Source organism: Mycobacterium simiae (assembly GCF_008370645.1).
In the GTDB taxonomy this organism is placed as follows: domain Bacteria; phylum Actinomycetota; class Actinomycetes; order Mycobacteriales; family Mycobacteriaceae; genus Mycobacterium; species Mycobacterium simiae_A.
Map to the genome: position 1 here is coordinate 1 of NZ_VTZN01000055.1, position 13,886 is coordinate 13,886.

At 64.8% G+C, this 13,886-nt stretch carries 9 protein-coding genes and 1 pseudogene; 3 read left to right on the forward strand and 7 right to left on the reverse strand.

All coding sequences use genetic code 11. The features are described 5' to 3' along the window. Positions 1–502, forward strand: a 502-nt coding sequence (locus F0Q45_RS11130; protein ID WP_149654010.1) for a phosphoenolpyruvate carboxylase, incomplete at its 5' end; no start/stop codon positions are given. Positions 503–518: 16 nt separating this feature from the next. Here F0Q45_RS11130 and F0Q45_RS11135 read toward each other — a convergent pair. From F0Q45_RS11135 to tkt, 7 genes and pseudogenes are all read right to left on the reverse strand, one after another. Then, positions 519–1,844: pseudogene (locus F0Q45_RS11135) on the reverse strand (PE family protein); the annotation flags it as partial. A 57-nt stretch (positions 1,845–1,901) separates the two neighbouring features. Beyond that, entirely contained in the window at positions 1,902–2,210 is a 309-nt protein-coding gene (locus tag F0Q45_RS11140; RefSeq protein ID WP_149654012.1) for an ATPase, read from the reverse strand. Positions 2,211–2,261: 51 nt separating this feature from the next. After that, positions 2,262–3,005 carry a 6-phosphogluconolactonase gene (gene pgl / locus F0Q45_RS11145; RefSeq protein WP_149654013.1) on the reverse strand — a complete coding sequence of 248 codons (744 nt, stop codon included), beginning with the start codon at positions 3,003–3,005 and terminating at the stop codon, positions 2,262–2,264. Beyond that, positions 3,002–3,913: a glucose-6-phosphate dehydrogenase assembly protein OpcA gene (gene opcA, locus F0Q45_RS11150; RefSeq protein WP_149654014.1), complete on the reverse strand. Its 912-nt coding sequence runs from the start codon at positions 3,911–3,913 to the stop codon at positions 3,002–3,004. Before opcA ends, pgl begins: the two co-directional genes overlap by 4 nt. A 73-nt stretch (positions 3,914–3,986) precedes the next feature. After that, a complete protein-coding gene (gene zwf / locus F0Q45_RS11155; protein WP_149654015.1) occupies positions 3,987–5,543 on the reverse strand; it encodes a glucose-6-phosphate dehydrogenase in 1,557 nt (518 codons plus the stop codon). Continuing rightward, positions 5,540–6,658 (reverse strand): transaldolase, encoded by a 1,119-nt coding sequence (gene tal / locus F0Q45_RS11160; protein ID WP_149654016.1) that lies wholly within the window; start codon positions 6,656–6,658, stop codon positions 5,540–5,542. The genes zwf and tal overlap by 4 nt, the downstream gene beginning before the upstream one ends. A gap of 15 nt (positions 6,659–6,673) precedes the next feature. Further along, a complete protein-coding gene (tkt, locus tag F0Q45_RS11165) occupies positions 6,674–8,764 on the reverse strand; it encodes a transketolase (RefSeq protein WP_149654017.1) in 2,091 nt (696 codons plus the stop codon). A gap of 264 nt (positions 8,765–9,028) precedes the next feature. Here tkt and F0Q45_RS11170 point away from each other — a divergent pair, with 264 nt between their 5' ends. Together F0Q45_RS11170 and otsB are read left to right on the forward strand one after the other, a co-directional pair. Next, the gene (locus F0Q45_RS11170; RefSeq protein ID WP_149654018.1) at positions 9,029–10,000 is read left to right on the forward strand and encodes a heme o synthase; all 972 of its coding nucleotides are present in this window, start codon (positions 9,029–9,031) and stop codon (positions 9,998–10,000) included. Between the two features lie 141 nt (positions 10,001–10,141). Then, positions 10,142–13,825 carry a trehalose-phosphatase gene (gene otsB, locus F0Q45_RS11175; protein WP_149654019.1) on the forward strand — a complete coding sequence of 1,228 codons (3,684 nt, stop codon included), beginning with the start codon at positions 10,142–10,144 and terminating at the stop codon, positions 13,823–13,825. Positions 13,826–13,886 lie beyond the last annotated feature (61 nt).

Sequence of the window (13,886 nt, forward strand, 5' to 3'; positions counted from 1 at the left end):
GGCGTGGAGCCAGTCGCGGGTGATGCTGCCCGGCTGGTATGGCACCGGGTCGGCGTTCGAGCAGTGGATTGCCGCGGGACCGGACAGTGAAGCCGACCGGCTGCAGGTTTTGCATGATTTGTGTCAACGATGGCCGTTCTTCCGTAGCGTGTTGTCCAATATGGCGCAGGTGCTGGCCAAAAGCGATCTGGGCCTGGCGGCCCGCTACGCTGCACTGGTGGCCGATGAATCGTTGCGGCGCAGGGTTTTTGACAAGATCGCCGACGAGCACCACCGGACGATCACTATGTATAAGCGCATCACCGGTCACGACGATTTGCTGGTCGACAACCCGGCCCTGGCCCGTTCGGTGTTCAACCGCTTTCCTTACCTAGAGCCGCTGAACCACCTTCAGGTGGAGCTGCTGCGCCGCTACCGCTCCGGTGAAGACAACGAACTAGTGCAGCGCGGCATCCTGCTAACTATGAACGGCCTGGCCAGCGCGCTGCGAAATAGCGGGTAGCCGGCCCGGACCGTTACCCGTGCGCCCCGGGAAGGCCGGACAGTTTGCCCCCGGCACCGCCGGCCCCGCTCGCGCCCGGGGGCGCGCCGGTGCCGCCGGTGCCGCCGTCGCCGCCATCTCCGATCCACTGCGCGTCACCGCCGGCACCGCCGGTGCCCCCATCGCCACGAGGACCGCCGCCGCTGCCGGCTCCACCGTTGCCGCCGTCTCCACCGTCGCCGCCATTGCCGATCAGCCATCCGCCGAATCCGCCCGCAGCGGCGTGACCCGCGTTACCGCCGCGACCACCGAGGCCCGGTCCGGTGTTCCCCTTGCCGCCGTCGCCGCCATCTCCGCCGTGGCCGCCAGTGCCGCCGGCCCCGCCATTGCCATAGAGCCAGCCGCCGGCTCCGCCCACAGCTCCGTCGCCGCCGATGCCGCCACCGCCGCCATTGCCGCCCTGGAATGTGGAGCCGAATCCGCCTTGGCCGCCTTGTCCTGCGATGCCGCCGTGGCCGCCATCACCGCCACTGCCGTAGAGCCAGCCGCCCGCTCCGCCGCCGCCGCCGTGGCCGCCGTTGCCGCCGGTGCCGCCGTCGGCGCCACTAACCCCACTAGCGCCAAAACCTCCAAGGCCGCCTTTTCCGCCGGTGCCGCCGGTGCCGCCGGTGCCCCACATGCCCGCCGCACCGCCAGCACCACCGCTACCGCCGGCAGTTCCGGGCAGGGTGTGGGGGCTAAAGCCACCGGCAGCACCGCCACCACCGACGCCGCCGTTGCCGCCGTTGCCCAACAGCCAGCCGCCGTGCCCGCCGGCGCCGCCGGAGCCGCCGGCTGCGCCGGACCCGATGGCTGGGCTGAACCCGGCGCCGCCGCTCCCACCGCTGCCGACTAGGCCGGCGTCGCCACCATTGCCGCCGTTGGGGTGGGCGGCGTCACCGGCGCCGCCGGCCCCCCCGTTGCCCCATAGCAACCCACCGGCCCCGCCATTTTGGCCGGGGGCACCGGTGGCGCCGTCGCCAATCAATGGGCGCCCCAACAGAGTCTGGGTGGGCGCATTGATCGCGGCGAGCACCTGCTGCTCGACGGCATCGGCGGCCGCATAAGAGCTTGCGCTGGCGGTCAAGGCCTGCACGAACCGCTGATGAAACGCTGCTACCTGGGCGCTGAGCGCCTGGTAGTCGAAGGCATGGCCAGACAACAGCGCGGCAATGGCCAGCGACACCTCATCAGCGCCGGCAGCCAGGACTCCGGCAGTGGGGCCCGCCGCGGCGCCGTTGGCAGCGGCAAGGGTTGAGCCAATACCCGCCAAGTCAGCTGCAGCCGCGGTCAACGTTTCCGGCGCCACGAATAGGACCGGCATTACCGCAGTGTAAATCCGCCGTCCTGGTTAGGAGGCAAAACTGGGTACGAGCACGAGTCAGCGCACCGCCCGGTTGCGTAGCCTGTCCAGCATCCCCCGGATCGCGTGCTCGGTGACCGAGAGCGGGGACATCACCGTCTCGCCTAGGCTCACGATGTCGTCGATCCGATCAACGATGGCCTCCATCGGCTCGACCAGCACAATCAGTCGCTTGGCCAGATCATCCAGGATAGCCAGCGTGCCCTCCAGATGATCGAGTCCGCCCGCGAGGCGTTCGACCGTGGCGTTGAGCGCCGACAGTGTAAGGGCCTCGATCCGGCTTCGCTCGGGCTCGCCGCGCACGGTTCTGTCAGCCATGGCGGTCATTATCGCGCTCTTGACGCCCGGGAGAACGCTCGGTGTGCCAGGCAAGGGTTGTCAAGAAAGCTTGGCCGCGGCGTCCTCGTCGAGCAGCCATAGCGTGGTCTCGCGCCCGACGGCTCCGGCCGCCGGCAGTGAAACCGGGTCGACACCACCGATAGCAGCGGCCACCGCGTCGGCCTTGGCCTGGCCGGAGACTATCAGCCAGACTTCTCTGGACCGCCGAATCGCAGGCAGGGTCAAGGTGATTCGCTGTGGCGGCGGTTTGGGGGAGTCGTCGACGGCAACCACTAAACGAGCGGTCTCGCGCACGGCCGGCGTGTGCGGGAACAGTGAGTTGATATGGCCTTCGGGGCCCATTCCTAACAGGTGCACGTCGAAATTCGGTGCCCGGCCACCGGGTGCGGCATTGGCCGCCAGCAGCTGCTCGTAGGCCAGCGCCGCGGCATCAAGGTCGCTGCCGAATTCACTATTGCTGGCGGCCATCGGGTGCACCTGGCTCGGTGGGATGTCAATGTGATCGAGCAACGCCGTACGTGCTTGCTTCTCGTTGCGCTCGTCGTCGTCCTCGGAAACGTAACGTTCATCGCCCCAGAACAAATGAACTTTGGACCAGTCGATTCGCGTTCGCTGAGTCGCCAGATACTGCAACAGACCGATGCCGTTACCGCCGCCGGTGAGCACAATCTGTGCCTGCCCCCTGGCCGCTAACGCGCTGTCGATGGTGTGGATCAATCGTTGACCCGCGGCGTCGATCAAGGCGTCCTTGCTAGGGAAGATGTCGATGTCAATGCTACTCATACGTACTGCACCTTTTTGATGCCTTCCAGCGCGGCGAAGTAAATTTCGTCCGGGTCGAGCCGGCGCAGATCTTCGGCCAAGCACTCACCGGTTACCCTGCGTGCCAGGGGAACCAGCGCATCGGGCTTGGCGGTTCGGCTCAGGGTAGCGGTGGTGCCGTCCTGCGGCCGGCTCAACACAATGGTCTCGTTCTTGCGCACCAGCTCGACCTTGAGGGCGCCGACCGCGCGGCGCACCGGACCGTCGATCCGGCTGGCCAGCCACCCGGCCAAAATGTCGAGCGCCGGCTCGGTCTTCAAGCCGGAAACCACTGCCGACTCGATCGGCTCATGCGGCGGTTGGTCGACAGCGGAGGTCAACAGAGCCCGCCAGTACGTGATCCGGCTCCAGGCCAGGTCGGTGTCGCCGGCGGTGTAACCCGGCAACCGGCTCTTGATAGCCGACAAGGGGTCTACGGCATTAGTGGCATCGGTGATGCGCCGAATTGCCAACCTGCCCAACGGGTCTTCCGCCGGCTCTGCGGGCGCAATGTCGGGCCACCACACCACCACCGGGATGTCGGGAAGCAGGAAGGGGACAACGACGCTATCGGCGTGGCCAGCCAGCGGCCCGGAGAGCCGCAGCACCACCACCTCGCCGGCGCCGGCGTCGGTGCCCACCCGCAGTTGCGCGTCCAGCCGTGCTTCCTCGGCGTACGGGTCACCCCGCATCGTGACGATGATCCGGCTGGGATGCTCGTGGCTGGCATCGTTGGCGGCGGCGATGGACTCTTCGCACATGGCGTCGCTGTCGGGTGCGATGATCAGCGTCAGGACCCGTCCCATCGTGACCGCACCGATTCTTTCGCGGAGCTCTTCGAGCTTCTTGTTGACCGCGGTCGTGGTGGTGTCGGGCAGATCGACGATCATTTCCTCCGCTCCGCTCCCACGCAAGCACGTGGTACCCCCACATCGCTTCGCACTGCATCGTCGCCGGCGCGGATCACGGCCGCCGCCATTCTCGCCCGGTGCGGCGCAGCATCTCGAACGCCGAGTCAGGGCCCCAGGTGCCCGCCTCATAGGGATCGGGCGTTCCGTGCAGGGCCCAATTGTCCAGGACCGGATCTAGTATCTCCCAAGCCAATTCGACCTCGGCATTCACCGGGAATAGCGACGGCTCACCGAGCAACACGTCGAGGATCAAGCGTTCGTAGGCCTCCGGCGACTCTTCGGCGAACGCCGATCCGTAGGAGAAGTCCATGTTGACGTCGCGCACCTCCATGGCGGTCCCTGGCACCTTGGACCCAAACCGCAGCGTGACCCCTTCGTCGGGCTGTACCCGGATAACCATGGCGTTGGTGCCCAACTCGTCAGTCATGGTGGCGTCGAACGGCAGATGCGGCGCCCGCTTGAACACCAAGGCGATCTCAGTCACCCTGCGACCCAGTCGCTTTCCGGTTCGCAGGTAGAATGGCACGCCGGCCCACCGGCGGGTATTGACCGCAAGCGTGATGGCGGCAAAAGTCTCGGTACTGGAGTCTTTGGCAAACCCCTCCTCGTCGAGCAGGCCTACCACTTTCTCCCCACCCTGCCAACCGGCCACATACTGGCCGCGGCTGGTGGTCTCGTCGAGCGGTTCGGCCAGTTGCGTCGCCGAGAGCACCTTGATCTTCTCGGTCTGCAAGGCCTTCGGGTTGAAGCTGACCGGCTCTTCCATCGCCGTCAGCGCCAGCAGTTGCATCAGGTGGTTCTGAATGACATCACGGGCGGCGCCGATGCCGTCGTAGTAGCCGGCCCGGCCGCCCAAGCCAATGTCTTCAGCCATGGTGATCTGAACGTGATCGACGTAGTGCGCATTCCAGATCGGGTCGAAGAGCTGATTGGCGAACCGCATCGCCAAGATGTTCTGCACCGTCTCTTTGCCCAGGTAGTGGTCAATGCGGAAGACGGATTCCTCCGGGAACACCGCATTGACCGCCTGGTTCAGCTCGCGGGCGCTTCGCAGGTCATGGCCGAACGGCTTCTCGATGACAACCCGGCTCCACCTGTCGCCTTGCGGACGGGCCAGTCCCGACTTGTGCAACTGCTCGCACACCACCGGAAAGGACTTGGGTGGGATGGCTAGGTAGAACGCATGATTGCCGCCGGTGCCGCGCTCGGCGTCGAGCTTTTCCAGTGTCTCGGCGAGCCGGCCGAACGCCGCGTCATCGTCGAAAGAACCCGGCACGAAACGAAATCCCTCGGCCAGCCGGTCCCAATTTTCCCGCCGGAACGGGGTGCGGCAGTGTTCCTTGACCGCTTGATAGACCACATCGCCAAAATCCTGGGTGTCCCAGTCGCGGCGGGCGAATCCCACCAGCGCGAACGTGGGTGGCAGCAGGCCGCGGTTGGCCAAATCATAGATGGCGGGCATCACCTTCTTGCGGGCCAGGTCGCCGGTGACGCCGAAAATCACCATGCCGCATGAACCGGCAATCCTGGGCAGTCGCTTGTCCAGCTTGTCGCGCAATGGATTCTGCCAATGCGCGGCGGTCGAACTGAGTGTGCCGGCCGCGCTCATTTCACGACGGAGTCGAGCTGGGCCTGGGTCTCTTTGAGCAACTCGTTCCAGGCTGCCTCGAACTTCGCCACGCCTTCGTTCTCCAACACGATGAACACGTCGGTCAGATCTATTCCGAGCGCTGCTAGCTTGTCGAATACCTGGTGGGCGTCCGAGGCCGTGCCGCTGACCGAATCCCCTTTGACCACAGCGTGATCGGCGACGGCGTCTAGCGTCGGTTCCGGCATGGTGTTCACGGTATGGGGCGCTACCAACTCAGTGACGTAGAGCGTGTCGGAGTAATCCGGGTTCTTGACGCCGGTGGAGGCCCACAGCGGCCGTTGTAACCGGGCCCCGGCTGCCTGGAGCGCTTGATAGCGCTCACCCCGCTCGAAGACCTCCTGGTAGGCGGCGTAGGCCAGCCGAGCGTTGGCCACCGCAGCCTGGCCGCGTAACGCGAGAGCTTCCTGCGATCCGATCTGGTTCAGCCTCTTGTCGATCTCCGTGTCTACCCGGGAAACGAAAAACGATGCCACGGAATGGATCTTGGACAGGTCTTGACCAGCTTTCCGCGCCTTCTCCAATCCGGTCAGGTAGGCATCCATCACGGCACGGTGCCGCTCCACCGAGAAGATCAACGTGACATTGACTGAAATCCCCTCGGCCAGAACGGCAGTGATGGCCGGCAGACCAGCTTGCGTGGCCGGGATCTTGATCAACAGGTTCGGCCGGTCGACAATCTTCCACAGCTCGACGGCCTGCTGGATGGTCTTTTCGGTGTCGTGGGCTAGTCGCGGATCGACTTCGATCGATACCCGGCCGTCCACCCCGTCGGAGACCTCCCACTGTGGCGTCAGCACATCGCAGGCGTTGCGAACATCGTCGGTGGTGGCGGTGCGCACGGTGGCATCCACATCGGCGCCGCGCTCGGCCAGCTCGGCGATCTGGCCGTTGTACGCATCGCCTTCGGCCAGTGCCTTCTGGAAGATGGCGGGGTTGGTGGTTACCCCGACGACGCACTTGGTGTCAATGAGCTCCTGCAGGTTGCCGGAATTCAATCGGTCTCGCGACAAATCATCTAGCCACACAGCTACGCCCGCGGTGCTCAGCGCGGCGAGGTTGGGGTTCTGACTCATCTGAATCGCCCTTTCTTAGTTGTCCAGTGCCCGTTCCGCGGCGGCGGCAACAGCTTGCGCGGTAAAGCCGAACTCGCGGAACAATGTCTTCGCGTCGGCGGATTCTCCGTAGTGCTCGATCGAGATGATTTCGCCGGTGTCACCGACCAATTTGTGCCAGCACTGCGCGACGCCGGCTTCGACGGCCACCCTGGCCGACACGGACGGAGGCAGCACGCTATCGCGGTAGTCCGCCGGCTGAGACTCGAACCACTCCACACAGGGCATCGATACCACTCGCGCGACGATGTCCTTATCCGCCAACAACTTTGCGGCTTCGACCGCTAGCTGGACTTCCGAGCCGGTGCCAATCAAAACGACGTCCGGCTCGTCATCGCCGGTGTCGCCTAGCACATAGCCGCCCCGGGCGACGCCCTCAACGTTGGTGCCTTCCAGCACCGGCAAGCCCTGCCGAGTCAATATCAGGCCGACCGGGCCGCTGCCGTTGCCGCGGGCCAGGATGGTGCGCCAGGCATACGCCGTCTCGTTGGCGTCGGCAGGACGTACCACGGATAGTTGGGGAATAGCCCGCAGCGCGGAAAGGTGCTCGATCGGTTGATGGGTGGGGCCGTCTTCGCCCAAGCCGATCGAGTCGTGTGTCCACACATAGATGGTGTCGATGTCCATTAGCGCCGCCAACCGCACCGCTGGGCGCATGTAATCGGAGAACTGCAAAAAGGTGCCACCGTAGGCCCGGGTGGGGCCGTGCAGCACGATGCCGGACAGGATGGCGCCCATCGCGTGTTCGCGAATACCGAAGTGCAGGGTGCGGCCGTACCAGTGCGCTGTGTACTCCGCGGTCGAGATGGACGGCGGGCCAAAGGAATCAGCGCCTTTCATGGTGGTGTTGTTGCTACCCGCCAGGTCGGCCGATCCGCCCCACAACTCGGGCAGTTTCGGTCCGACCGCGGACAGCACCGCACCGGAGGCGGCACGGGTGGCCAGCGCTTTGGACCCGGGTTCCCACTGTGGTAGGTCGGCGTCCCAGCCGTCGGGCAGCTGTTGCGCTGTCAACCGGTCTAGCAGGGCTTTGCGTTGTGGTTCCCGTTGTGCCCACTCCTCGAAGTGGACTTGCCAGCGGGCGTGGTCCGCTTTGCCGCGGGCAATCAGCCCACGGGTGTGGCTGAGGACCTCCTCCCGCACCTCGAATGTCTTGTCCGGGTCGAATCCCAAGATCTTTTTGACTGCGGCGACTTCCTCATTGCCGAGGGCTGCCCCGTGGGCCTTCCCGGTGTTCATCAAATTCGGTGCCGGGTAACCGATGATGGTCCGCAAGGAAATGAAGGACGGCCGATCGGTGACGGCTTTCGCATGAGCGATTGCCTCCTCAATCCCGACGACGTTCTCACCGCCCGCTAACTCCTGCACGTGCCAACCGTAGGCGCGGTAGCGGGCCGCGGTGTCCTCGCACAACGCGATGTTGGTGTCGTCCTCGATCGAGATCTGGTTGTGGTCGTAGAACACGATGAGGTTGCCCAGCTGCTGGACGCCGGCCAGCGACGACGCTTCGGAGGTCACCCCTTCCTCGATGTCCCCGTCGGAGGCGATCACGTAGATGTGGTGGTCGAAGGGGCTGGTTCCCGGTTCGGCGTCCGGGTCGAACAGGCCACGCTCATACCGCGCCGCCATGGCCATCCCGACCGCCGATGCCAGCCCTTGGCCCAGTGGCCCCGTGGTGATCTCTACCCCTCGGGTATGTCTGAACTCCGGGTGCCCCGGAGTCTTGGAGCCCCAGGTGCGCAGCGACTCGATGTCGGACAACTCGAGCCCGAAGCCGCCGAGGTACAGCTGAATGTAGAGGGTCAAGCTGCTGTGTCCGCATGACAACACGAACCGGTCACGGCCCAACCACGTGGTGTCGCTGGGGTCGTGGCGCATCGTGCGCTGAAACAGGGTGTAGGCCAGCGGGGCCAGGCTCATTGCCGTACCGGGATGGCCGTTGCCGACCTTTTGGACGGCGTCGGCGGCCAGCACGCGGATAGTATCGACCGCAGCCGAATCGATCTCGGTCCAGTCGTCAGGGTGGCGGGGTTGGGTTAGGGTCGAGATCTCATCGAGTGTGGTCACAAATTCAGTCCTCAGTCCTCACGTCGTCAAACTGATCAATCCCACCCTAGTGCGGGATTGGCGGTGGTTGCAGGTCCGTTTCGGGTGCTCGTCAGGGACCACAGTGAAAATTAGCCGGTTGGCTGGCCAAGTGGGGCGATCATCGCCGAACTAACGGGAAAATTTCTGTGAACTGACCCTGCGGCACGGCTGCTGTGGCCACGCCGTCTACCATCTTGCGTAGTAGAAGCTGTGCGCGGCTGCGATTCCCCGAGGAGTAATTGCGTGAGCGTTCGTGGGCGCGTCGCGACGGGCCAGGTATCTGGCACCGTCGGGCGACAATACGGGCTGGGCAGCACGCGCAGGCAGAGCCGGACAATCGGCACGGTGCTGGCATACCTGGCCTTGACCAAGCCGCGGGTCATCGAGCTGCTGTTGGTCACTGCGATACCGGCGATGCTGCTAGCCGACCGCGGCAGTGTTCATCCGCTGCTCGTTCTCAACACGCTGATCGGCGGCATGATGGCGGCCGGCGGCGCCAACACGCTCAACTGCGTGGCTGATGCCGATATCGACAAGGTGATGAAGCGGACCGCGCGCCGACCGCTCGCGCGCGCCGCGGTGCCGACCAGAAACGCCCTGGCTTTCGGCGTGCTGCTGACCGTGGTGTCTGTTTTCTGGCTGTGGTGGACCACCAACTTGCTGTCTGGACTGCTCGCCCTGGCGACCGTCGCGTTCTATGTCTTCGTCTACACGCTGCTGCTCAAGCGCCGCACGCCGCAGAACGTGGTGTGGGGCGGTGCGGCCGGCTGCATGCCGGTGATGATCGGCTGGTCGGCGATCACCGGCACCCTGGCGTGGCCGGCAGTGGCGATGTTCGCGATCATCTTCTTCTGGACGCCCCCGCATACCTGGGCACTAGCGATGCGCTACAAGGATGACTACAAGGATGCCGGCGTGCCGATGCTGCCCGCCGTGGCAACCGAGCGCCAGGTCACCAAGCAAATCCTGATCTATACCTGGATAACTGCGTTGGTGACGCTGCTGCTGACACCGGCGACGGGCTGGCTGTACGCTGCGGTCGCCGTGATGGCGGGGGCTTGGTTCGTCACCATGGCGCATCAGTTGTACGCCGGAGTCCGCGCCGGCGAGCCGGTCAAGCCGCTGCGGCTATTCTTGCAATCAAACAACTACTTGGCATTAGTGTTCTGCGCCCTGGCCGTGGACTCGGCACTAGGGCTGCCCAGGTTGTTCTGATCGGTTTGTAGCCGCTTGGCCGGCCGGGACCTTTGTCACCAATCGGCTGCCGAAGTGCTCCGATGGCCCCGAAGGGGTTCACGTCACCTGGTGCGCGCGCGACCATATGGACGACGAGCAACCCGGCTAGGGGGGCCCACGATGAAGTCGTTCATGGTCGATCCGCGTCGCCACGCCGGGGTGATCTTCGTTGCCGACGCCACTGGCGCGCCATCGGGGGCCACGGGCGACGATTCGGCACGGGAGTCGACATTGTCGCTGGCCCGTAAGCTGAACCAGGCCGGTGTACTGGCGGCCGACTATTCGCCGGCCGGTCAGCGCATCCAGGTGCTGGCATCAGCCGGAGCAACGCAACCCTTCAGCGCTTCGGCCGACGCAGGGGCTGCCGTGGCGCCTGGACAGCCGGTCACGCGCCACGGCCTCTTGGCTGCTGCTGCCAAGCTCGAGGTTGCCCCGGAGCGCGCCGTGATCGTCGCCGGCACCGCGGGGGGTGTGCAGGCTGCTCGTGAGTGCGGCTTTGCTCTCGTGATCGGTCTCGACGCCGATGGGCAGGCCGATGAGCTGCTGCGAGGTAGCGCCGACGTCGTGGTCACCGATCTCTCCGACGTCACGGTCCGTACCGGCGACGCCCGCATGTCACAGCGCCCCAACGCGCTGGATTCCTACGGTCAGGTGATCGGGATGATCGCTGGCCGTCAGCCGTTCGCGTGTTTGGACTTTGACGGCACGCTGTCGGAGATCGTGCCGGACCCTGATACCGCCACGCTGGTTGATGGCGCCGCCGAGGCACTTGAATATTTGTCGATACAGTGCCCGGTCGCGATATTGTCCGGTCGGGATCTGACGGATATCCGTGACCGGGTCGGGTTACCGGGCATCTGGTACGCCGGCAGCCATGGCTTTGAACTGCTCGCACCCGATGGCAGTCACCACCAGCATGACGCAGCGGCCGGCGCAGTAGATGTGCTGGAAAGCGTCGCGGCCGATCTTCGCGACGAGCTAAGTCAGATACCGGGCGCACGTGTGGAACACAAGCGGTTCGCCGTCGCAGTGCACTTTCGCAATGTCGCGGCCGAGCGGGTGCCTGAGGTGACCGCGGCCGCAAACCGGCACGGCCGACGACGTGGCCTTCGCGTGACCACTGGTCGCAAAGTCATCGAATTGCTACCGGACATCGACTGGGACAAGGGCACCGCTCTAGCCTGGATCCGCAATCGCATCTTCCCAACGGGGCGGGCGCTGTCGATCTACATCGGTGACGACCTCACCGACGAGGACGCCTTCGATACGGTCCGGTTCAGCGGCATCGGGCTGGTGGTCCGCCACAACGAGCACGGCGACCGCCCAACCGCGGCCAGCTTCGCGCTGGGAAATCCCACCGAAGTGCGTGACTTCGTCCGGCGCGGCGCCAGGTGGCTGGCATATGAGCGTGAGACGCACTCTCGCGGTTGGACTCTCACCTTCGAGGGCTACGATCCGCCCAACGAAAAGCTGCGCGAGGCGCTGTGCACGGTCGGCAACGGTTACTTCGCCACCCGGGGAGCGGCACCGGAATCGAAAGCCAGCCAAGTGCACTATCCGGGAACGTATGCCGCCGGGGTGTACAACCGGCTGGACGACCTGATCGGCGGCACCCGCACCGCGCACGAAAGTCTGGTGAATCTGCCCAACTGGCTTCCGTTGACATTCCGCGTCGGCGACGGTGACTGGCTCGACGTCGACGCGGTCACGTTGCTGTCCTACCGCCAGACGTTGGACTTGCGCGGTGCGGTGCTGACGCGGGACCTGACCTGCCGCGACGACGCCGGCCGCACCACCTCAATAACGCAGCAGCGGTTTGTGTCGATGAACCAGGCGCATGTGGCGGCGCTGCAGACGGTGATCGTGGCTGAGGACTGGTCAGGCCCGATCGAGATCCGGTCAACGCTCGACGGCAACATTCGCAATTCCGGGGTCGAGCGGTATCGGGGCTTGGCCAGCAATCACTTACAGGGACTGGTAAAGGTTGCATTGTCCGAGAATTCGGTGCTGATGGCCGCCGAAACCAGCCAGTCCAAGATCCCTATCGCGCTGGCTGCGCGGACCAGCGTTTGGTACGGCCATGCGCCGGCGCCCGCGACCTATCGATTGCTCGACGAAGAATTTGAAATCGGCCACAGCATCTTCACTGAGGTCAAGCAGGGTAAGCCGCTGACCGTGGAGAAGATTGTCACCTTGGTGACCGGACGTGATGTAGCCACATCGCATCCGGCGACCGGAGCCGAACGCAGGCTCGGCCGCCAAGGACGATTCGCCGAGATATGCGATGCCCACCGGCTCATGTGGGCGCATCTGTGGGAACGGTTGTCAATCGAATTCAGCAACCACACCGAGGAATTGCGAGTTTTGCGGCTGCATCTGCTGCATCTGCTGCAGACAGTGTCCTACAACAGTGAGGAACTCGATGTCGGGGTCCCAGCCCGGGGGCTGCATGGTGAGGCATACCGCGGGCATATCTTCTGGGACGAGCTGTTTATCTTCCCGGTGTTGAACCTGCGGCTTCCCGCGGTCACCCGGTCGTTGCTGCGATACCGATACCGACGCCTGCTGGAAGCCCGCCGCGCTGCCAAGCTGGCCGGCTATCGCGGCGCCCTGTATCCGTGGCAGTCCGGTAGTGACGGGCGGGAGGAAAGCCCGGAGCAGCACCTGAATCCCCGGTCCGGGCGGTGGCGGCCGGACGCCAGCCGCCGCGCCCACCACATCGGTATTGCCGTCGCCTACAACGTGTGGCACTTCTACCAGGTCACCGGCGATGTGGCCTACATGATTGATTACGGGACCGAGATGATGGCCGAGATCGCCCGGTTTTGGGTGAGCAGGGCCAGCTACGATCAGGACCGCGATCGATACTGCATCAACGGCGTGATCGGCCCCGACGAATTCCACTCCGGGTATCCGGACCGGCCCTACGACGGTGTGAATAACAACGCCTACACCAACGTGATGGCGGTGTGGGTGATCATGCGGGCGATTGACGCGTTACAACTGATGCCGCTGCCCAACCGGTTGGACTTGAGCGAAAGGCTGGGACTGACCGATGACGAGCTTGTCCAGTGGGAGCACGTCAGCCGGCGCATGTTTGTCCCGTTCCACGATGGCCTGATCAGTCAATTCGAGGGTTACGAGGAATTACTGGAACTGGATTGGGACGCCTACCGGCAGCGATACAGCAACATTCAGCGACTCGATCGCATCCTGGAAGCCGAGAATGACGACGTCAACCGATACCGGGCGTCCAAGCAAGCCGACGTGCTGATGCTGCTCTACCTGTTGTCGGCCGACGAATTGCGGGAACTGCTGGGTCGGCTCGATTACCACCTGGATGCGCATCGGATCCCGGAGCTGGTCGACTACTACATGGCCCGCACCTCACATGGGTCGACGTTGAGTGCGGTGGTCCACGGCTGGGTGCTGGCCCGGGCCAACCGGGACCGTGCGCTGGAATTTTTCCAGCAAGTGCTGAAATCCGACGTCGCCGATATCCAGGGCGGCACCACATCCGAAGGCGTTCATTTGGCTGCCATGGCCGGCAGCGTCGATTTCGTGCAGCGGTGCTTCACCGGTCTGGAGATCCGTGGCGATCGTATCGTGCTGTCTCCGCTTTGGCCGGAATATCTTGGGGCACTTGGTTTCCCGATTCACTATCGTGGCCACCACCTGCACTTGCGAGTCAGCGGGAAGGGCGCGGAGATCAGCGTCGCACCACGTGATGTAGCACCCGTCGAAGTCGAGTGCCGCGGACGAGTCGAACAGCTCATACCGGGTAGCGTCGTCCGATTCACCTGAGCTGGTGCTTGACCGCCGGACAAGTGCGAACCGGCTGTTTCGTGGTCGCTCAACTCGCGGG

Excerpts from the sequence above, each read along its gene's own strand:
- F0Q45_RS11140 (WP_149654012.1), bottom strand. The coding sequence starts at position 2,210 with ATGACCGCCATGGCTGACAGAACCGTGCGCGGCGAGCCCGAGCGAAGC.
- zwf (WP_149654015.1), bottom strand. The coding sequence starts at position 5,543 with ATGAGCGCGGCCGGCACACTCAGTTCGACCGCCGCGCATTGGCAGAAT.
- tal (WP_149654016.1), bottom strand. The coding sequence starts at position 6,658 with ATGAGTCAGAACCCCAACCTCGCCGCGCTGAGCACCGCGGGCGTAGCT.
- otsB (WP_149654019.1), top strand. The coding sequence starts at position 10,142 with ATGAAGTCGTTCATGGTCGATCCGCGTCGCCACGCCGGGGTGATCTTC.
- pgl (WP_149654013.1), bottom strand. The coding sequence starts at position 3,005 with ATGAGTAGCATTGACATCGACATCTTCCCTAGCAAGGACGCCTTGATC.
- opcA (WP_149654014.1), bottom strand. The coding sequence starts at position 3,913 with ATGATCGTCGATCTGCCCGACACCACCACGACCGCGGTCAACAAGAAG.